General features: G+C 55.2%; 16 protein-coding genes. 15 read left to right on the top strand and 1 reads right to left on the bottom strand.

The window, feature by feature from the left end; all coding sequences use genetic code 11:
• The first annotated feature begins 7 nt into the window (after window positions 1–7).
• The 15 genes from Q2T94_RS10140 (at window position 8) to Q2T94_RS10070 (ending at window position 19,208) form a co-directional block, all read left to right on the top strand.
• Window positions 8–874 (top strand): branched-chain amino acid ABC transporter permease, encoded by an 867-nt coding sequence (locus tag Q2T94_RS10140; protein ID WP_302264074.1) that lies wholly within the window; start codon window positions 8–10, stop codon window positions 872–874.
• On the top strand, window positions 871–2,010 hold the full coding sequence (locus tag Q2T94_RS10135; RefSeq protein WP_302264073.1) for a branched-chain amino acid ABC transporter permease: 1,140 nt from the start codon (window positions 871–873) through the stop codon (window positions 2,008–2,010). The genes Q2T94_RS10140 and Q2T94_RS10135 overlap by 4 nt, the downstream gene beginning before the upstream one ends.
• Entirely contained in the window at window positions 2,003–2,734 is a 732-nt protein-coding gene (locus tag Q2T94_RS10130) for an ABC transporter ATP-binding protein (RefSeq protein ID WP_302264071.1), read from the top strand. The genes Q2T94_RS10135 and Q2T94_RS10130 overlap by 8 nt, the downstream gene beginning before the upstream one ends.
• Window positions 2,721–3,479 (top strand): ABC transporter ATP-binding protein, encoded by a 759-nt coding sequence (locus tag Q2T94_RS10125; RefSeq protein ID WP_302264069.1) that lies wholly within the window; start codon window positions 2,721–2,723, stop codon window positions 3,477–3,479. Before Q2T94_RS10130 ends, Q2T94_RS10125 begins: the two co-directional genes overlap by 14 nt.
• Entirely contained in the window at window positions 3,476–4,285 is an 810-nt protein-coding gene (locus Q2T94_RS10120) for an SDR family NAD(P)-dependent oxidoreductase (RefSeq protein ID WP_302264068.1), read from the top strand. Before Q2T94_RS10125 ends, Q2T94_RS10120 begins: the two co-directional genes overlap by 4 nt.
• Window positions 4,286–4,322: 37 nt before the next feature.
• Window positions 4,323–6,062 (top strand): thiamine pyrophosphate-binding protein, encoded by a 1,740-nt coding sequence (locus tag Q2T94_RS10115; RefSeq protein WP_302264066.1) that lies wholly within the window; start codon window positions 4,323–4,325, stop codon window positions 6,060–6,062.
• 412 nt (window positions 6,063–6,474) lie between these two features.
• Window positions 6,475–6,744 carry a DUF6398 domain-containing protein gene (locus tag Q2T94_RS10110; RefSeq protein ID WP_302264065.1) on the top strand — a complete coding sequence of 90 codons (270 nt, stop codon included), beginning with the start codon at window positions 6,475–6,477 and terminating at the stop codon, window positions 6,742–6,744.
• 236 nt (window positions 6,745–6,980) lie between these two features.
• Complete coding sequence (locus Q2T94_RS10105) at window positions 6,981–10,451, top strand: sacsin N-terminal ATP-binding-like domain-containing protein (protein ID WP_302264063.1); 3,471 nt, start codon at window positions 6,981–6,983, stop codon at window positions 10,449–10,451.
• A gap of 8 nt (window positions 10,452–10,459) precedes the next feature.
• Window positions 10,460–12,001: an ATP-binding protein gene (locus tag Q2T94_RS10100; RefSeq protein WP_302264061.1), complete on the top strand. Its 1,542-nt coding sequence runs from the start codon at window positions 10,460–10,462 to the stop codon at window positions 11,999–12,001.
• A gap of 3 nt (window positions 12,002–12,004) precedes the next feature.
• A complete protein-coding gene (locus Q2T94_RS10095) occupies window positions 12,005–13,003 on the top strand; it encodes a PD-(D/E)XK motif protein (RefSeq protein WP_302264059.1) in 999 nt (332 codons plus the stop codon).
• The gene (locus tag Q2T94_RS10090; RefSeq protein WP_302264057.1) at window positions 13,003–16,098 is read left to right on the top strand and encodes a Z1 domain-containing protein; all 3,096 of its coding nucleotides are present in this window, start codon (window positions 13,003–13,005) and stop codon (window positions 16,096–16,098) included. The genes Q2T94_RS10095 and Q2T94_RS10090 overlap by 1 nt, the downstream gene beginning before the upstream one ends.
• Before the next feature lie 746 nt (window positions 16,099–16,844).
• Complete coding sequence (locus Q2T94_RS10085) at window positions 16,845–17,099, top strand: hypothetical protein (protein WP_302264056.1); 255 nt, start codon at window positions 16,845–16,847, stop codon at window positions 17,097–17,099.
• On the top strand, window positions 17,096–17,626 hold the full coding sequence (locus Q2T94_RS10080) for a DDE-type integrase/transposase/recombinase (RefSeq protein ID WP_302264054.1): 531 nt from the start codon (window positions 17,096–17,098) through the stop codon (window positions 17,624–17,626). Before Q2T94_RS10085 ends, Q2T94_RS10080 begins: the two co-directional genes overlap by 4 nt.
• Entirely contained in the window at window positions 17,620–18,378 is a 759-nt protein-coding gene (locus Q2T94_RS10075) for a Mu transposase domain-containing protein (protein ID WP_302264052.1), read from the top strand. The genes Q2T94_RS10080 and Q2T94_RS10075 overlap by 7 nt, the downstream gene beginning before the upstream one ends.
• A 62-nt stretch (window positions 18,379–18,440) precedes the next feature.
• The gene (locus Q2T94_RS10070) at window positions 18,441–19,208 is read left to right on the top strand and encodes an ATP-binding protein (RefSeq protein ID WP_302264050.1); all 768 of its coding nucleotides are present in this window, start codon (window positions 18,441–18,443) and stop codon (window positions 19,206–19,208) included.
• Window positions 19,209–19,650: 442 nt separating this feature from the next.
• Here Q2T94_RS10070 and Q2T94_RS10065 read toward each other — a convergent pair whose 3' ends face one another.
• Window positions 19,651–21,324 (bottom strand): TIGR02391 family protein, encoded by a 1,674-nt coding sequence (locus Q2T94_RS10065; RefSeq protein ID WP_302264048.1) that lies wholly within the window; start codon window positions 21,322–21,324, stop codon window positions 19,651–19,653.
• Between the last annotated feature and the right edge of the window lie 147 nt (window positions 21,325–21,471).

The following is a 21,471-nucleotide window of genomic DNA, read 5'->3' as shown; positions in this document are numbered from 1 at the left end:
TTTTTCCATGACTTTCATACAACTCATCGCCTCTGGACTGTTGATCGGAGGTGTATACGCACTGTTGGCTGGCGGTATCACGCTCATCTTCGGAGTTCTCAAGGTCGTGAACTTCGCACATGGTGATTTCATGATGGTGGGCATGTTTCTTACCTTCTTCTTGAACCAAGGGCTCGGGCTTTCCCCTTACGTCGCGCTGCCAATCGTGGCCATAGTCATGTTTGCGTTCGGCGCGCTGATTCACTACGGGTTGATCCAATGGACAATCAACAGCGGGCACACACGACAAATCGTGTTAACGCTGGGGATAGGAATCGTTCTGCAGAGCCTCGCGTTGGTGCTGTTCGGTGGAAATTTCCGATCCGCGACAATGTCGGACAGCTTCACCGGGGCGATCTCGCTGGGGCCCATCAACTTGGGTATGACGCGTGTCATCGCTTTCGTTATAGCAATAGTCGTGACGGTGGCGCTGCTCGTATTCCTTGACAAGACGCTTATCGGCAAGGCGATCCGGGCAACGGCAATGGACGGCTACGCAGCACAACTAATGGGCATCCCTGTGAAGAGAATTTACCTCATCACGATGGGTGTCGGAGCGGCGTTGGCCGGTATCGCGGCTGCAGTGCTCCTGCCGATCTATCCCGTTTTCCCGACCATTGGCATGACCATGATGACCATCGCCTTCGTCGTGGTGGTCCTAGGCGGCCTCGGAAGCGTCGTCGGTGCCCTTATCGGTGGTCTCATCGTCGGAGTCGTCGAGTCAGTGTCCGGCTATTTTGTCGGTGCGGCTCTTAGCCAAGTCATCGTCCTAGCCCTGTTCGGCGTTATCCTCGTCGTTCTCCCGCGCGGAATCATGAAAGGAGAAGCAGCATGAAAACCGAAGCCAGCATGATTGCAGAAGCTAAACTGGGCGATAACGCGGTGGAGGAAATCAATTCCGAGGCTGGCTCACTGCGCTCCGAGTTCACACCTCCGGCGATTATCCTTGCACTCACTGCCGTGCTCACGATCATCGCGTTCTTCTCTAGCGACTCGACATCGCACATCCTCGTCATGACGTTGATTTGGGCATCCGCGGCGACGGCATGGAACATAGTCGGCGGCTTCGCCGGGCAGATATCGCTTGGCCATGCGGCATTCTTCGGAGTCGGCGCGTACGCCAACGCGATCCTGTTTGTAAATTACGGTGTTTCTCCTTGGATCGGCATGATTGTCGGAATGGTAGCGGGCGGAGTGCTATCCCTGCTTATCGGTATCCCGGCATTCAGGCTCCGCGGGCCATACTTCGCTCTTGCCACGCTCGCTGCCGGCATGATCATGTTTTACCTCTCGGTGGAGCTTCAAGACCTCACCCGTGGTCACGTAGGCATGCCCATCCCGTACGAGCCGGGACTGGCGAACATGATATTCGAGAATCGTTGGTCCTACGTGGTGCTTGCTGGCGCATTCCTAGCCCTCTGCGTGTTCGTCTCCTCATATATCCTGCGCCGCAAGCTCGGATACCAGCTAGCAGCCGTGCGCGACGATGAGGACGCTGCCCGTGCCCTGGGCGTAAACGCGATGCGCGTCAAACTCATTGCCGCCACCGTCAGTGGCGTTCTAGTGGGCGGCCTCGGCACAATCTACGGCCAGTACATTCTCTATGTTTCACCTAACAGCGCTTTTGGCATCGAATTCTCCATCGAAGTGCTGGCACTGGCGGTCGTTGGCGGTGCCGGTTTCATATATGGGCCGCTGGTCGGCGCGGCACTCTTGGTGCCCCTCAGCAACTTGATTCTCGATCAGTTCGGGGGCGGGGTTCCCGGCCTGCACACCTTGATCTATGGCATCGTGCTGATCCTCGTAGTGCTCTTCGCACCCAAAGGCTTGTGGGGATTCATCCAGCAAGGCATCGATCGATGGAAGCTCCGGAAGTCGCGCGACGGAACGTCTAGGAAGCCTGCGGCTAAGACCCCACCAGGGGGGCCAACCTTGGCCACCAATGAGCATGAGGAGGACTCACATGGCTGAGCGCCTGATCGAAGCAACCGGAGTGTCGAAGCACTACGGTGGTGTGCGCGCCGTCGACGGAGTGGACTTCCACGTCAACAATGGAGAACTATTGGGGCTCGTCGGAGCCAACGGCGCGGGTAAGAGCACGCTTTTCAACCTGATCGCCGGCTCGACGCAACCGACCACGGGAAAGATCGTGGCGTTCGGCGAAGACGTCACCAAAGCCCGAGACTTCGAAATGTGTCGACGCGGCGTTGCTAGGACCTTCCAGGTCGTGAGGCCGCTACAAGGGATGACGGCTATCGAGAATGCGATGGTCGGAGCATTCTCACAAACGTCGTCCACTGCCGCTGCCCACGAGATCGCCGCCGACGCATGTCGCACCGTGGGCCTCGGCGACAAGATGCAGGTGGTGGCGCAGGACCTGACGCTGTCGGGCCAGAAACGGATGGAAGTCGCACGGGCGCTTGCGACCGGGCCCAAGGTGCTCCTCCTCGACGAAATGATGGCTGGCCTCAACCCTGAGGAACTCGATGGGTTCCTTGACACGCTCCGCGATATCAACCGATCCGGAACAACCCTCATTGTGGTTGAACACGTCATGAAGGCTGTCACCGAACTGGCGCAACGCATCGTGGTGATGAATCAAGGCAAGAAGATCGCCGAGGGCACTGCAGACGAAGTCTTCAACGACCAGGCCGTTATTCAGTCCTACCTAGGAGAGACGTATGCCGCTTCTTGATATTTCCAACGCCGATTTCGCCTACGGACACATTCGTGTATTGAACTCCATGTCGTTCCATGTGGATGACGGTGAAATCGTGGCTCTCGTCGGCGCCAATGGTGCAGGGAAGACTACCGTCATCAACGCGATCTCGGGATTCAACAGGTTGACGTCAGGATCAGTCATGTTCAACGGTCACGACATCACCGATGCCGCACCGTCAAAACTCCCGGAGTTGGGCCTGGTACAAGTGCCGGAGAACAGGCACCTGTTCAAGAACCTGTCAGTCGAGGACAACCTTTTGCTGGGGTCTTACTCAAAGAAGGCCCGCACCGGCGCGAAAGCGACCCAAGACGAGATCTATGCGATGCTGCCGATTCTCGCCGAGAAAAAGGCACAACGCGCTGGTGAGCTCAGTGGTGGTCAGCAGCAAATGCTCGCCATTGGCCGCGCCCTAATGGCCAAACCAAAGTTGATGATGCTCGATGAACCCTCATTAGGCCTCGCACCCATCGTCGTGTCCCAGTTGTTCGATATCATCCGCAACGTCGCAGATCAGGGCGTCACCGTGCTGATCGTCGAACAGAACGTCACCCGCACGCTGCGGATGGCCGACCGCGCTTATGCCATGCAGGAGGGCCAGACATATCTATCGGGAACAGGCGAAGCCCTGCTGACCGACCCCCGGCTGAAAGACGTAATGCTCGGCATTGCGTCCTTCTCCCCCGATCCGAGCGAAACAAGGAAAGAAGTGAGCAAATGAGTGCCAAATCGCTTAACGGCAAGACAGCCATAGTCACCGGCGGCGCACGAGGAATTGGGCGCGCGTATGCGCTCAGACTTGCCCAGCTGGGTGCCGACGTTGCTGTTGTCGACCAGAACGTTCGGTCCTATGAGGAATATGACGCCGAGAACAAGCTCGTCGGCGGAACTCCGGCCGAAGAAGCCCTTAGGAAATTTGGCCGGAAGGCCGAGTCCTACACGTGTGATGTGACCGAGGAGGACTCGGTGAAGTCCACCTTCGACCAGATCGCCGCAGAATTCGGCAGCATCGACATTGTCGTTTGTAACGCGGGAGGTGGATCCGGAACACCTGCGACCACCCTAGCTAGCAGTGTGGACCCTTCGGATTTCACTGCCGTGGTGGAGCGCAATCTCTACGGCACCTACTTCACTTGCCGGGCTGCGGTACCGCACATGCGAGACAACGGTTGGGGGCGCATCATCACGGTGTCGTCGCAGGCCGGACGTCGTGCGGACCGAGGCGGAGGCTACGCCCACTACGGCGCAGCCAAAGCCGGGATCATCATGTACACGAAGTATCTGGCTCAGGAACTGGGCCCGGCAGGGATCACTGTCAACTGCGTAGCGCCCGGCTACATCGCCACCGGACGCCTTTCAGTCATGTTCGAATCCATGGGCAGCGAATCACTCACGGATGAGGTAGCCCTACGCCGATTCGGTACACCTGAGGATTGCGCAGATGTCCTACAATTCCTCGCCACTGATCAGAGTTCCTACGTGACAGGAACCGTCATCCCGATCGACGGCGGCACTACCGAATTTTAAAACCCTGACACACAGTTAGAAAGAAGGAAAGAAGATCATGAACTTTAGTGCAAACGATTTCGGCGCCACAGGCGTCGCCAAGGTCATCGCAGAATTCGAACGCCCGCTCGTCTTCGGTATGCCAGGTGGCCACACGATCAATATCTATGACGCGCTTCATAGCATGCAGGACCGCGTGGAGTGCGTCCTAGTGCGCGAGGAGTCCATCGGTACGGTCATGGCCGAGGCCTACGGCCGCATCGCACACACTCCAGCCGTAGTAATGGCGCAAGGCGCGTGGGTTCTTGGGGCTGGCGGCATCGGGGTTATGGAGGCCCACCTCGGGGCATCCCCGGCAGTGATCCTCATCGATGCTACAGAGGGAGGAAGCTTCTCGCACCACGGTCCATACCAGTCGGGCTTCGGTGGGTACGGGGCATACGATCTGGCCCGGGCCATGGATGCGATCAGTAAGCGCGTGTTCGTGGCGATCGATCCGGTGCAGGCCGTGCAGATGACCCAGCTCGCCTACAAACACGCCATGACCGGGCAGCCTGGGCCGGTGACTGTTGTGTTCCATTCAGCTGCGCTTCTCGCTCCCCTCGGTGAGGATGGAGTTGAGCGACTTCATGCCACGAAGGGTTACGCGCCGATCAATCCCACACCGTCTGAGGAATCGATTGCGGAAGCTGCAAAGGTGCTCGCTAAGGCGATTACTCCCGTGATCATCGCCGGCAATGGTGCTCGCTCCGAGAAGTCCCGTGCAGCTCTTGCCGCATTCGCCCGAGCCCACGGAATCCCCGTAGTGACGACGTCGAGCGGCAAGGGAGTGTTCAACGAAGAATCTTCTCTAGCGGGAGGGACCATGGGATCACACGGCCAAGACTCCGCGAACGAGCTCGTCGCGAGGGCTGATGTCATCATCGCCATCGCGACGAAGCTGGGCTCCTCGGATCTGCTAAATGAGCGGAAAGACCTGGTCGACGCCGGACGCCAGGCGATCGTACAGATTGATATAGAGCCGCTGAACATTGGCTGGACCCAGCCGGTAGCCACGGGGATCCTAGGGGACGCCGCAGCTGCGCTTCCGATGCTTTCCAAAGCGCTCGGAGATAAGAGTTTCGAGGGTGAAACACATGTCCTCGCCAGTGGCGGACTGTACAACGAGATCAACATCGAAGATTGGAAAGATCGGGAACGCGTCCATCCCCGTCGACTCGCGCGGATCCTGAGCGAAGTACTGCCATCCCACGCGACTCTCACCTGCGACGCAGGCGAGAACCGCATATACATGCTGCACGACTTTCAGGTCCGTGAGGGAATGGACCTACTTCAACCCAACGGCGGCGGAGGCATGGGCTACGCCATCCAAGCATCGCTGGCAGTCAACTTCGCTGATCCCGGCCGACTCCCCGTCGCGGTGACCGGCGACGGGGGCTTCGCCATGAGCCTCCACGCGCTCATGACTGCTGTGGAGAGTCAGCGCACGCTTATCGCGGTGCTGATGGACAACCAAATGCTTGGCTGGGTTAAGCACGGACAAGGCGATCGTCCCCTACTGTCCGACTTCCACCCCTTTGATCACGCTGCTATTGCTTTCGCCATAGGGTGCAATGTGGAGTCGGCCCGCAGCGAAGACGAGGTGCGCTCTGGCCTGAAGGCGCTGCTGTCTGCAGGCGGAGTTGGCGTTCTTGTCGTCCACACCGACCCGAACGTCTCCTTCAAGAGCGTCGAGACGAAAATGGCCAGCAAAGGCCACGAAGAAGTTGAAACCTATGAGGACGTAGAAGTCCACTAGACGCTGCAAAGCAAAGCGGATTGGTATGCCACGAGACGATTCTAGGATCGCCGCAACACCTTTTGAAGGTTAGCTGAGTCTTAGAGGGCGGTAGTGTTCGGCTGGTTATCCCAGCCGAACACTACCGCGCCGTATCCTGAGCAAGGAAATGTTGCTCACCGTCGCGATTATCAGCGGTACTTCCACTTGAACGCCTATTCCAACTCTGCGAATCTTGGATGGGCATTCAATGTCTACACGATCATCGTCAATCTGGGCTCAGCCTTTTCTATGACATAGAAAGGAAACCACGGGAATTGACCTGCGCAACTGAGCAAGCTCCCCTTGCACCAGCGTGGAGGTGCGAACCGGTCGCACGTCCCTCACCGCCACTTTGGCCTAATCACCCCAAACCTCTGGTTCCCGCAATGCGGTGGGCAAACTCGCGCGCAAACGATCATCCTCACATCTGCGCGGAGACCTGCGGATCTGGGCCAGCGGGATCCTCAACGCGCTAGTGTCGGAGAACTTCCTGTTCGACCCGTCGCAGCCGATGCATATGCGAGCACAGCAATTGGGCGACTTGCTGGGCGTCAAGAAGACCACGATTGGCAACAAGGGCACCACGGTGCACGGGGAATCCAACCTGACGTTTTACCGTGCGGAAGTGAACCCCAAGCCGTCAAAGTTGGTGAGGGCGTAGGCCTCGTCGGCGAGCAGCAACAGCTGAGGGTTCTCCGCAAGCGCCTGCTCAAGTGCCTTGCAGGTCCGATTCGGCGTGGACCCGTCCGGTGGGGTTGCCGGGGTTGCACAGGATCACCATGCGCACCCCGGCTGCCTGTTCGATGAGCTCACTGCAACGCATTATTGAAGCGCTAATTAGAAATACTTCCATAAAAAGATGCCACTACGCGTTAACAACGCTAAATCAGAACTCTCTTGAAATTTTTCACCGAAGAAGCGAGTCGTGTTTTTTTGCAATGGTCGCCCATGGGATACTCTGCAAAACAAGTACATCTGTCATTCCGCAGCGGATGTTTGACGGTCATCAATTTTCTTGGGAGACACACTTTGCCATACGGATCTTGGGCGGGTATCGAGAGCGAACTGAGCCGCTTTGTGGAAGGCGAGACACAGCAAGCATTGAACGCGTACAAAGCACGTCCGGATTTGGTACGCGAACATAGCAATATCGAACAGGCGATTACTCAGAGTGGGTATGGGCGTAAACAGCTGAATGAGCTAATCCAGAACGCAGCCGATGCCGTCGATCTTCCAAATGGCCGCATACGGATCGTGCTAACGGAGCATGCGCTCTACTGCGCGAATGAAGGTTCGCCCTTTACTGAGGCCGGATACCGTACGTTGATGCTGTCGCATTCCTCGGAGAAGAGAGACGACCAGATTGGGCGATTCGGACTTGGTTTCAAGTCGGTCATTCAGATTTCGGACGCCCCTCAAATTTTCAGCACCAGCGGTTCCGTTAGATGGGACCGAGGACGTAGCAATGAGCTCCTGGAACCGCTGTATCCGGGACTGACGTCATACCCCGTATTACGAATCGCGACTCCAGTGGATCCTGTTGATGCAGCCGGTTCCGATCCCATTCTGGGAGAACTCATGTCCTGGGCGACGACGGTTGTAAAGCTCCCTTTGGTTCAGCAACCTGCATGGCTCGGCAAGGAGATGCACGATTTTCCTCATGAATTTCTGCTATTTTCACAGAACGTTGGTTCCCTAGAGTTCGAAAACAGAATTGACGGGACTTTTACGGCGTGGTCTGCACGACGTGATGGCTCCAATATCATCTTGGAAGACAGTGAAACGAAGGAAGAATGGCGAATCTTCCGATATATGCATCGCATCAGTGAGCAAGCTGCCGTAGAGGCAGGGTCGATCGCAGCTCGAGAAATCGTCGAAGTCACTTGGGCAGTACCCCTGGTTGGCAATCCCCGCCGCCAGCGAGGCTCCTTCTGGAACTACTTCCCGACAAGCCATGTGACAACACTGCGGGGAATTGTGAACGCGGCCTTCAAGATGAACGAAGACCGCCACAGCATGCTTCACACGCTTTACAACAAGGAAATCCTCCAGAAGGCTGTCCCAATACTGGTAGCCGGGGCGTTATCGACGTTTCACGATGAAAAGGATCCCGCCTCGTTTTTGGATCTATTGCCTGCTCGCGGACGCGAGATCATTTCCTGGGCGGACACCGTCATCAATGAGCCGATCTTCGTTGCTCTATCGACCGTCCCCTGCCTGCCAGACAGGGCCGGGGTGCCTCAGCCCATTTCCGATCTTTTCTTCCCCCCTGACCTAGACGAAGCCACTCGCATTGAAGAGATGTGGGATAACTCGGTGAAGATAGATCGGCCCTGGTTGCACCGGTCCGCATCGACTACCAAGGAACGCCGGCTCATGGTGCGCCGGCTCCTTGGCAACGCTAACAAGGGTAGAGCACCAGTCGAGAAATGGCTTGAAGAAATCACGCATGGCCATCGGCTCGACGACTTCGAAAATGCCTTGAGAGTCGCGGTGGAGATCGATAAGCGCCATCCGGAGCATCAGGCCGCCATGCGCCGAAGCAGAATCATACTCATGCAGGATGGGAGCGCCCGGCCGCCCATCACTACAAAAGTGTTCCTTCCGCTGGATGGAGAAGACAAGGGAGATAACCTCGTTTCCTACGAACTCCTGCACCACGGTGACTCGGGTACTTTGCTGAAAGCCTTGGACTTCCAGGCTCTTGATGGCAGGGGCAAGGTTGATCGAGTCGCCCGACAGGTTTCAAAGGACTACGAGGACGCGGGGGCAGCAGAGTCTTTTTGGCGCCTTTCGAGAGCTCTACCAGTTCCCGAACTCTTGACTATCATTAACAGTTGGATCGACATCGACAAACTGCTTATCCGTTCAAAAGACGGCCTTTGGCGGCCCACCATTAACGTTTGGCTTCCCAACGGATTGATCGCTTCTGGCAGCATAGGAGACGAACACCTACTTGTGGACGATCAATTTCACAGGCAGGACCTCAACCTCCTGAAGAATCTCAAGATTAAGAGTGGCCTGTCGGATCCCACCTCTATGAACAGTGGGAAAACGTATGAGATGTGGCAGTCGGCGGAGGCTGCGAGAATCTCGGAAGAATCAGTCAATTCAGCCGTACCTGTGTCAAAAGCATCACTTCGTTTCAGCACCGCGATGGGAACTGAAGGGCTCCATCTCCTGTGCAAAGCGTCTGTTCGCACACGCGAAAAGGTAACCCAAAGAATACTTTCTGCCGAACAGTACAAATCTAAGGTGGAGTTCAGTAGCGCCTACAAGACTGCGCAAACCATCGAGGGACCAGACATGTGGTGGGTCCGGAACTTTGGGGTCCTCCAAACGCGACTGGACTTGGTTGACGTCAAGTATTGCACCGGCGCAGTAAACGAGATACCTGTCGGCTTCCTTCCCTATCCTGGGCCGGCACACGCTGAGAAGCTTGGATTGGCGGATTCGGTCGATGCCATCAACTGGGGCTTTGCTCTGCCCTTGGCTGAAGAAAAGCTCCCGGTTGGACGAGTTCATGAGCTATATGGAATTTTGGCAAAACTTGGTGTTCGTCGACCCAAAGAGTTAGTAGTCCAGCAAGCCGATGGTTCCAGCACCCGATACCCAGCGGATTTTGTCGTTGTAGCAAACGACGACGATACATACCAGTTTCTTTTGAAATCCGCGAAGAAACCAGCACTGTATGTCGGAAACACGGAACTGTCGGTTCCCCTGGCAGAACGGTGGAAACTCCAAGCGATTAAGGTGGATCTATTTAGCGCTTTCGAATACTCGGAGGATGTGGAATCGGAAACCAAGACCATTAACGATCTGTTTCCCTTCTTGTCTCAGGTTGAAGCAAAAATCAGGCGGAGCTCCAAATGCGTCCCCTGCCTTTCGTTGCGTACAATCCGGTCAAACAGCTTCAACGACGAGCAAAATGTGGAAGCACATGAGACTTTTCGCGAGGGTATGAAATTCTACTATTCCTCAGCCCTATCCAGTAGAAGGCTGCTCACCGCTCTGTTATTGGAAGCCGGCAGTTCTCGGCGTACCGCGGACGTTGAAGCAGAGATGCGCCGATTAGCGAAAACCGCCCCGGATGCTACGGAAAATGACGAACCCGCCGCAGAGCCCGAGCAGCAGCTCAAGACGCATGTCAGCGGATTTATCCCTCTTGACGCATCTAGGAACTTGGACGAACAAATGAAATTGATTGAACAGGCGGTGCTTCGCTATCTGGATACTCCCGATGCTGACGTCTTTGACTTAAGACTCAACTTTGAAGTGGATGCCTCGCGAGGTATCGCCAGTGAATCGGCTGACAAAGTAATGGAAAATATATCGAAACTCGGCGGCCAAGCCCGGTTTGAGCATTAAGAAAAATGATGGCTGGATACGAACTTGACGAGCGGCAATGGTCTTTTGAGACTGTCCTGCCGGACCCTTCGACAATTGCCGCTATTGGCATGCACCACACCCTTACAAGCGCCCTGGCCGACCTAGTTGATAATTCAATAGATGCCGCTGCCACACACGTACGGATCCGCTTCGTGCAGCAGGGCACCAGCATCTTGGGGCTGCAAATCATCGACAACGGAAACGGCCTAACAGCCGAGGGAATCAAACGTGCGATGACTTTTGGGGCGAGGCGGGAGTACGAAGCGGAGGACCTGGGACATTTTGGGCTCGGCCTCAAGGCTGCCTCCCTATCCCAGGCTTATTCCTTCGAAATCTATTCACGTCAGAAGTGGGGACCAGCAGTTGGTCGCAGAATGGACCAGTCCGTAAGCCTCGACTTCAGCGTGGGGGTGATGGAGGCAGGGGCCGCAAATGAGCGACTCGAAGACGTGTCGGGTATGGACCTTTCAAGCGGCACCGTGGTCGAGTGGCGCGGCCTGAAAGATGTGATTCACACATCCGATCAAGGAGAGCTTACGGAATGGAGATCAGCCAACCTTCGTTCCATCCGCGAACACCTTGGAGTCACATTTCATCGTCACTTGGAACTCGGAAACGTAGAAATAGCAATAGATACATTCGACGTTGATCGCAAACGGGCTCTCCCCCCGCTTCTGGTGGGTGCCATTGACCCGTTCAAAGATTCTTTGCATCGCGACAGCTACCCACGTAATTTTCTAGTCGATCTTCCGGATGGAACATCCTGCACGATTGAGGCACATATGTTTCCCCCGCGCCTAAACTCTCCAACGTTTAACCTGTATGGGGAACCTGGAGAAGCTAGGCAAGGAATCTACTTATATCGACGGGGGAGACTCATATCGGGTGGCCAAAACTGGGCCGGTCTCCGTCTTCCGAAAAAAGAATTGGGGCTTGGTCGAATCAAGATCGATTTGGAGGCAGATGGCGATCACTACATAACTCTCAATCCTGAGAAAGTAACGCCCGTATACTCGGCAGATTTCACCAAATCAATGGCTAGTTCTCGTAGTTTGGGGCCTTCACCCGTTTCCTTGGAATCTTACTTTTCCGACCTTCAAAGGGCGCACAAAGATTCCAAGAGGATGAAGCGCCAAGAAATACAGCTCGTTGAACCCTCGATAGGCCTGAACCCCGCGGTTATGTCCCGGTTAAATGACCTCCAGAATTTCGCTGAATCCGATTCAATTGATCTCCGTTTCGTCACCCTCCCAGCCACCGAGCTCTTCAGGGCCGATCGCATAGCGCGACGAATCGACATCAATGTAGAAATTGTGCGGAAAATTTATGGATCCGAAGGACGCTTTAGCAACCGGGACGGACAGTTGCTCAAGACTTTCCTTTATTTTCTTCTGGAAAACGATTTCAAAGTTGAGCAACGATGGAGCGCTGTGAGAGAAGAGCGACAACGCCTCCTGAATGACGTTCTGTTATCGGCATTTGCTGAAGATTTTAGTGCGCCAGACCCCGAGAAGAATGGTAGTGAGTAGACGATGCACCAAAGCCCCCCGGGAACAATTCCCAGACTGGATCCCGAAACCGTTGAGCGCTATTTCAAATCACCTACTCCTGTCGTACACCTCCTTTTGCAAGATCCTCATTGTGAGCTTCGAATCGAACCATCCACCCAATTCATTGAACTCCAGGTTCCAGGGGACGGCTCGATTCCCGACCTCAGTCTCTTCGAAAACATTGATATTGAATACCTAAACGATTCAACGCAGGACTACTTTAGCCTGAAGCTCGCGGCCGAGGGGATGCACTATGCGGCGTACTCATTTATTGCCAAGATCGTCGAAGAATTGCAGCACGGTAATCTCTTTTCTAACGCCATTTCACGGAGCCTTAACGAATATGAGCTGCTGCTTCAAAATCGGAGCTTGCTGAGCTCTGAGAAGCAGACTGGTCTACTGGGAGAGCTCCTTCTATTGAAGTATCTCTGCCGCATGGACCCGGTCACTGCACTGACATCTTGGCTCGGACCGGAAGCAGAGCAACACGATTTCTCTTTCGGTACCTTCGACCTAGAAGTCAAGACTACGAAATCGGAACGACGAACCCACCGCATTGGCTCAGCCACACAGCTCGAGCCAACCGTTAACCGTGCACTTTTTTTCCTTTCCATCCAGATCACCGCAGCCGGCACTGCTGACAACTCATTTAGCCTCCTCCAACTGGTAAGGGAGGTTCGAGACGATCTGGGACATCATTCAGCACCCTTCAATGATTATTTGGCGAGTTTGGGGTGGAGGGCGGCGGACTCCGATTCATATAACAACAAGTACGTGCTCCGCTCACGACCAGCCTTCTACGCCGTGAATGAAAACTTCCCCTCTATGCAAGACTCGGTTCTGCGCCAGTTGCTAGCAAACTACGAGCATCTGTCCGAAATTTCATACAGGACCGACGTATCACACCTGCAATCCAATTCGATACCAGAAGAGTTAAACGGATTCATTGATTACTCGGTTACTCTACTAAGGATGTCCTGATGCCAAAGTCAGAAGCCCAGGTCGACGCCATCACAAGCGCCATCGCGATGATTGCGGAGAAGGGTCCAAAACCGCTCCTAAATCGTGTCAATTTCTCCTTGGAGGAAGACGGAGTAGAGACACTCACCCCTGCAGATTTAATCAATCTGCTGACACGCGAAGGGGATCCGAACGATCAGATACAGGTCGAATTTCGGCTGGCTCTATCCAGATGGGACCAGACAACCGATGCATATTGGCTTATCAACGAAGCCTCCTCGTCCTCCATCCAGCCCAAGGGCCCCGAAAGACGCGCATACGTGCTTGGGAAACTCGGCTTTGCCGAAAGCGAATATCGATCCATCAACTCCTACTATCCGATCATCAATGCTGGAACGATCGTCGCGAATCCAACCGATGGCCGCTGGCCATGGTATTCATCGGATCGTCGAGCTCGGAGCCATTACTGGGATGTCTACCAAGGCGTATTAAAACGCCGTGGGTTCAGTGCTGATGCCATCGTTGCGTTGGATGAATCAACCACAGAAATCGTTAGTAGGTTCGCAGACCCCACATGGGACGAAACCTACCAAACGAAAGGCCTTGTCGTGGGTCATGTCCAAAGCGGCAAAACTGCGAATTTCACAGGCACCGTAGCCAAAGCGATTGATGCAGGTTATCGACTCATCATCGTATTGACCGGCACCCTTGAGCTTCTTCGAAGCCAGACCCAACGCCGCCTTGACAAGGAGCTAGTGGGTTTCGAAAACATTGTCGGCGGCATAGATCTTTCGGATGAAGCACTTGCCCAAGAAACCATCGATTACATTGCGAACCGGGATGAAGACTGGTTGGCGGGCGATAAATTCGTGAAGTTCGGCTACGACCCTGAAAGCGTTCCAGGCGTTCCCCACATCATTCGCCTGACGAAAAGCAAAGAAGACTATAAGTCGCTGAGAGCCGGTCTCAGTACTCTCGATTACAAATCACATATACGCAACCCTGAGCAGAAGATCTACCATCCGGACAACCTGTGGGATACACCAGTCCGTCTGGTGGTGATCAAAAAGAATGCAGCCGTATTGCGTAAGGTCATCAAGGATCTCAAACAGATTCGCGGCAACACTCAAGACTATCCCGCTCTGATCATTGATGATGAGGCTGACCAGGCCGGAATCAATACGAAGAAGCCCCCGCTGACGCTGACCAAAGAAGAACAAGATGAAGAAAACCAGCAGTCTCGAGAGCGGACTGCCATAAACAAACTCTTGTCGGAACTGTTGGGAATCTTGCCACGTGCCCAGTACGTCGGATACACGGCAACCCCCTTCGCCAACGTCTTCATTGATGCTGCGGACGTTGAGGACATTTATCCCAAGGACTTCATTTTCAGTTTGACCCCTCCCGCCACATACATGGGCGGACGCTCCTTTCACGACCGCGATATGGTCCTTGAACCTGGAGAGACCAGAACGGCTGTTTCAAGCAACCAAGCGGCCTACGTTAGGGACATATCATCAGGGCACAACACTGTGGAGCTGCGGCAACGTGAAATGCAGAGAGCCGTGGATTCATTTGTTCTCTCCGGAGCGATCAAGCTCTGGCGCGAAGCTAGAGGCAGCCATGGAGACTTCAAGCATCACACCATGCTTTTCCATGAATCTGTGAAGCAGGTTGAGCACCAAGCCCTGGCTGAGGAAATACACCGCCTGTGGAAGAGATCCGATTATCTGGGCTTCGACGGATATGACCGCATCGCAGCTCTATGGACAGACGATTTTGACGTTGTCATGCGAGGACTGGCGACGAGGAACGATTCGGAGTTACCCGATTATCGAATGCACCCGGTCCCTTCCTCGTTTGATGACGTCGGCGTCTACATTCCAGAAGTCGTAAAGCGCATTGAAAGCGGCCTCCGCCCAATCGCGGTAGTCAACGGCGACAAGGACAGCGAATACACTCAGGCGGGAGCTGACTTCCAAAAAGGGCCTGTGTGGAAAATGCTGGTGGGAGGGGCGAAACTCTCCCGTGGATTTACGATTGAGGGCCTTACTGTTACTTGGTACTCCCGCAAGGCGCTTGCAGCAGACACTTTGATGCAGATGGGTCGTTGGTTCGGTTTCCGGCCGGGTTATCGAGATCTTGTGCGGCTGTACATTGGACGGAATGTTCCGGCGTCGCCCAGGAATCCCACTCCTTATGATCTGTACGAGGCGTTTGAATCCATGATCGAGGATGAGGAAGAGTTTCGAGACCAACTTGAACAGTTCGCTGAACTCGATGAAAATGGGCAACCTCAAGTGCGCCCCATCGATATCCCACCGCTCGTATCCCAAAGCTTGCCGTGGCTCAGGCCCACTGCACGCAACCGTATGTACAACGCTCAGATCGTTCAATACGCAAAGGGCGACAGATTTAAGGACTTCTTCTATCTCCCCGCGCGGAATCCACAGGAATCCAAGAACCGCGAGAATCTGATGGCTATTGCTCCAGTGCTCAACCTTCTGACGGATGAGGAAACCTTCTTTTACACGACCACTACTGAGAAGCAGTCATCTTATAAAGCCAAGACAGGCCTCGTGCCCGCACAAGTGGTCATCGACGCTCTGGCGTCATTTGAGTGGAGCAAACCCGGCTTTGCAGATGCGGACATTGCCTTCGTAAAAGAAGCAATCAGCAAGGGAAGTATCACTGACTTCAAGGTCGTCATGCCAATTCCTTCAAAAAACCCGGCCATGCGCAAGATTGATCTCGACGTTACGGGATCGGTTTCGTTCCCTATAATTGAACGAAACAGACGCGAGCGGGGGGATTTCTCTGGATCGTCTAGATGGACACGAATGCCGCTGGAAGAGGACTTCACTAAGAAAAAGGGGCCCAACGACCCTTCTTCCCGAACGACGGGGGCAGTCATCATTACACTCGCAGCAGATCAATGGGACGGCCACGCGGCAGTTTCGGATCCCAGCGCATTGCCTCCAGGCGTGGTCAATCCAGAGAATATCGTGACGCTATTCTCCTGGGCTCTTCCCCATGCTGCCGCACCGAAGGGAAAAGCTGGGTTCAGCGTCATGGCTCCAGACCGACCCCACGCTCCCACCGTCGAAGTGTCGTAGATTCGGTGTGTAGATTCGGTACTGCTTGCCGGGGCTCATAGTTGTTGGTGGTCCAGCCTGTTATGGATTCACCACTCTGGAAGCGAACAGAGATGATGGTTCGTACGCTGAGTTAATTGAGCCGTGGCAAGCATTACTTCCTCGCTTTCTGCCAAATAGCCCCTCCTAGTAGTGGTATTCCGGTGACTTGGTAGCGCCCCCTCCGGGCAGTGTGTAACTCTGCCAAATAGCGTCTGATGGTAGTGCTGTTCTGGCGACCGGGTAGTGAGTCCTCCGGGCAGGCGGTAATCGAATTCCGGGGAAGTGGCAGTGCTTCGATCCTTGACTCGGCCCCGTTGTAACCTGGCGGACCTGGTGTTCTCCATCTCCTTAATGGGCTGAGCGAGATGTGGGCATGCGCGGTCCCGGAGGCCGGTGTTCAGGGCTCTGGGCACCGAGTCCGGCTGGGCGAAAACGCTCTGGTGGTCGCCGCGGCCCGGGAACAGCACGGCATACACCTCGCTCTCGGATTTCTCCCGCACCTCGTCCCAGCCGGCGCCTCGCTGCTGGGCCGCCTCGAGAACGGACGTGATGCTTCGCCTTGATTCTACGTACCATTGAATGGCAAATATGCCTAGGCGGTACGCCCATTCCGCGTACCCGGTACGCCATTTCCGCGTAGGCGGTACCGCTTCGGGTTCTTCCGTGTTTCGCTGAGAGGATTCACCGCGCAACAGGCGCCGTGAATCCGAGACAGGAGAAACGCAATGGTGGACCACAGTGCGATCATGTCGTTGATGTTCAAGCACCGCAGCTACACGGAGATCACCGCATCAGCGAATTGCTCACGCCGCGATGTGTCGATGGTGAAGAAAACCATCGAAGCCGGCGCCATCACCGCGGAACAATTCGGGACAATGAGCAAGACGGATACTGCCGCATTGTTCCCCGACGGGCGCAGCAACGTGTCCTCGGAATATGCGCAGCCCGACTTTTCCAAGGTTGAGTATTCGCCGCGATGAAAACGAACCGGCATTTCACCATCCAACAGGCCTGGACCCGCTACATGGATGCCGCAGGAAATCCCGGGAAGAAGTATCAGTATTCGCAGTTTGCCGAACTTTTCGGCCGCTTTGCCGAATCCAACGACGTCGTCGCGACGCTGCGCCACGAGCCGGGCAAGTCGATGTTCGTCGACTGGGTCGGGGACACCATGGAGGTGCAGGATGCTGTCACCGGCCAGATTCACAAGGCCTACCTATTTGTTGCCTCCTTGCCGTATTCGGGACTGGTGTTCTGCCAGGCCTTTGCGAACATGAAGCAGGACGCCTGGAACCAGGCGCACGTGAACGCGCTGGCGTTCATCAGCGGCGTTACGCAGATCATCGTGCCCGATAACGCCACAAGCGCGGTGCACCGGCGACAACGCGGGGACACCGAGCGGGTGGTGACCGCCAGATACCGGGAGCTGGCCGAGCACTACGGCACCGCGATCGTCCCGGCCGCCCCTATCGCCCGCGGCAGAAGGCCCACGTCGAGTCGATGGTGAACACCGTCGAAAAGCGGGTCATCGGCTACCTGGCCGAGGAAACCTGGACCACCTTCGCCGAGCTGAACGAGGCCATCGCCGAGCGCCTGGTGGACGCCAACGAACGGATCCACCGCCCCGACGGCACCACACGGCAGCAACGCTTCGATGCCGAAGAGGCTCCCTTCCTGATGCCGTTGCCGCAGCTGCCCTTCGAATCGGTGGAATGGAAGGAACTTAAACTAGGCAGGAATTACCATGTCGGTTCGGACTATCAGTACTACTCAGTTCCCTACCAGCTGGCGGGCAGGACACTGCGGGTGCGGCTCACCAGTAGCACCGTCACGATCTTCGACGGGCAGCAGATCGTTCGCGAGCACGCCCGAAAAATCGGGCGCAAGGGACAATACTCCACGGTCCTGGAGCATGTCCCGAAGCAACACCGCAATATTGACGGGCTCTGGTCCCGGCCATGGTTCCTCGATTTGGCACGCAGCTTCGGTCCGTCCACCGTCCAGGTGATCACCCAGGTCCTGGACCGCTACCCGATCGAGGCGCAGGGCTACCTGCCCTGCAAGAACATCCTCACCGGGCTGGGGAAGAAGAACAAGGCCCGGTTGGAAGCAGCCAGCCAGCAGGCGCTGAACCTGGGCGGGCATCCCACCTACGGCACGCTCAAAAGGATCATGGCCGCCATTGCAAGTGATGCCCAAGCCGGCGGCCCGCCGGTGCCAGCGGCCAGCGGCCAGCAACGAGAAGAACACCACCCCTGACATCGGTCAGCCCGGTGTCAGGGCGCGCGGGGCGGATCACTACAAGATCGGTGGCCAGCGCAATGTTTAGCCCCGAAGCCCACGAAAAGTTCAAGGCCCTGCGGATCACCCGCCTGGCCTCGAAGTTCGAGGAACTCGCCAACGACGAGGCCAACCACCACCTCACCGCGGAAGGCCTGTTCAATGCTGCGGCCGATGACATCTTGACCGAACGGCGATCCGAAAGCGTTGCCAAGCGTTCGCGCCAGGCGCGGTTCCCCATCCCCGGCGCCTCGCTGGCCGAGATCGACTACCTCGACGGCCGGTCCATCAGCGAGCGGAGCATGAACAAATATGCCACCCACCAGTGGAATGCCGATCCGATGAACCTGATCGTCATCTCGCCCTCAGGCGGCGGAAAGACCTACCTGGTTTGCGCCATCGGAAACGCGGCCTGCCAGTCGGGGCACACCGTGTTCTATAGCAGGATGGATGACCTGGCCCGCAAGCTGATTGCCACGCGCAGCGACTCCATCGTGCACCAGGAACTGCTCAACAAGCTCACCGACATTGACCTGTTAATATTGGACGACTTTTTGACCGTGGGTATCGACCAGAACGCGGCCAGCGACCTCTTCGCGATCCTCGCCGACCGCGAGCACCGTCTCCCGACCGTCATCGCCGCCCAAACCAATCCCAGCTACTGGGTCCAGGCCCTGCCCGACCGGGTGGCGGCAGACTCCATCTTCAACAGGCTGGCAAACAACACCCGCTGGATCCTGATGGGCGACCGCGACATGCGCCGGACCAAGCACGACCAGGCCCGCGCCAGCGAGGATTTCTGGGAGTAAATACCTTCTGCACATCCACCGGCGGAAACATTAGGTGGTGCCGGGATAACCGCCAGGATCCATGGCCCGGTACCGCCTACCCGGAAAATCCGTACCACTTACGCGGAACATCCGTACCGGGTAGGCATGTTTGCCACCATTGAAACTGTTCCTTCCGCCGTGTGGCCCTCATATGGTGGAAGGAGCCTATTTGGTGGCTCCCAAGAACGCGACGGATGGCCCCCAAGGACAATATTCCCGCTTTTTCGTGGTGGCACCAATCGCAATATTGCTGGCCCCCAAAGAGTCAAATATTCAATTGAGAAGTTGCTGTCACGGCAAACGAGCTTGGCATTCAGGTCACACTCACAGTCCGTTGGCACAATAAGGAATGCATGTGACTCTACAAGGCCTGGAAGAAGAGGGATACTGCAAATTACATCTTTGAAATAATCTAGGGCAGCTAGTTCGAACTGACAACAGCATTATCAAGTCTATTCCATAAGTGCGAAACAACGCTCAATATATCCAAGCAATCCTCGTCGTCAATAATTCCAGTGGCTTCGATAACCGATTTAGGCGTGTGAACAAGAGGGTTGCGAAAAGCTGCAACGACTCCTTGGGACAGGAGCATCTGACCTCTGCGCATATTATCCCCAGTTGAAGAAGTCAAACGCGTTCCGTCCTCTCCTTCTAAATACATCGCGAAGATGTCCAGTTTGAGATTGCTAAGCCCATACGCCCCGCTCATTATTGCATCGTCCGTGGCTGCGGTTACGCCCGACTTTTGCCTAACCGCTGCAGAATACTCTTTTACAACTTCATCAACGGCTCGAAGGTAGTCCTGACGCTCATAATCATCTTTCGAAGCCTTCTTCACTTCGGGGTGCAGATGACGCCAGTGAAGCCTCGCATACTCAGGAACCAAGTTCCCTACCCTTGAAAGGACCCTGTCTAGTGTTCCGCTACTCATCTCAATATCATCCGACGTGAGGTCGTCGAGCAGTGCTCCAAGTTGCGCCCCGTCGTCACCGCGTTGCTTGGCTACCCAACTTGAAAGATCTCTACCCGTACGACGTTCCGTCTGCCTCTTTTTCAATTCATTTCGCTGACGACGCCAATCAGACGCTACCCACGATAAGGCGCGAACAATCTGCTTCCTCAGTTCATCGGTCTCTGCCATCTCCCAATTGATCGAACTACGATCAGTCGAAATCACGTCGTCAGTTAAATCATCCAAGTAGTCGGCGTTCAGTGTTCCGGAAAGATATGAAAATGCGTAGCTAGATTCCGCCGCGCCATAGAATTCTGCATCATTTGCCCTACGGCCATTCACATAAACCGTTACGCCACGAAGTGACTGTCTAAGCGTCTTATGCGTAGCTACTACCGTACCGGTAATTCCTAAAAGCCGAAAATACTCTCTTGCCTCGTTATCTCTCGGCAATGATTCTGGAATCGACCAAACAAATTGAATATCGTCGTCATCAAAACGAAGATCAGGAGTTACTTCTCTGCAATCGCCGCCGCTTGCAACAAACAATTTAAAGTCTGAACTAGAATAATCAAAAAGTCTAGAGAGACTCTTTGCGAGTTCATCAATTTTTGTTTTTGATTTCTTAGTGAGGTCGCGAATTTCGATCCGTGTCCCGCTCGATGCTGCTTCCTGACTAATCGTCATTGAATGAGGGTGATACTCCCGATTTTCGCTCGCCATCATGTCCGCCCATACAAGTTCTACGACGGTTGCTTCCTCGATACCACTCCTAGATGTTTTGATTCTAATGAACCGGCCAATACCGAATAGCGCCAATTTACCAATACCTTTTTTCCCAGACACGTTTCGGAGACCGCTCTCACTCTTCGTTTGGAGAACATCCGCCCGCCGATTTCTGCCAATGCGCAAATACTTCTCGTTAAGGTCTCCGATCGACATTCCGTGACCGTCGTCTTCAACGGAAATGAATTCTTTCCCGCTGTCGGGATCAACCTCAATTGCTATCGTGACAGTCTTAGCATCCGCGTCGTAAGAATTCGCGACCAACTCTGCCAGTGCAGCGGGCAATGTCGAATACATCTGGAGACCCAAGTGTTCGATAGTCTTCGGTTCAAACGAAAGTGTTAGTTGTTCATTCATACTGGCCTCCAGTGATTGCATCAGCCGCCTTTTACGGCTTGATGGTAGTGCCCAGTCAAATCGTAACCAGTTTCTCACTATTGCTTCCAAGTTCCCCGGCTCCATGCCGACGTATCATCCCTACATAGGGCGCAAACTCACAAAATC

The sequence above is a fragment of the Paeniglutamicibacter sulfureus genome, from assembly GCF_030512175.1.
Taxonomy (GTDB): Bacteria; Actinomycetota; Actinomycetes; order Actinomycetales; family Micrococcaceae; genus Paeniglutamicibacter; species Paeniglutamicibacter sulfureus.
The sequence above is the reverse complement of the archived record's forward strand: the minus strand, read 5'-3'. Positions and strand labels throughout refer to the sequence as shown.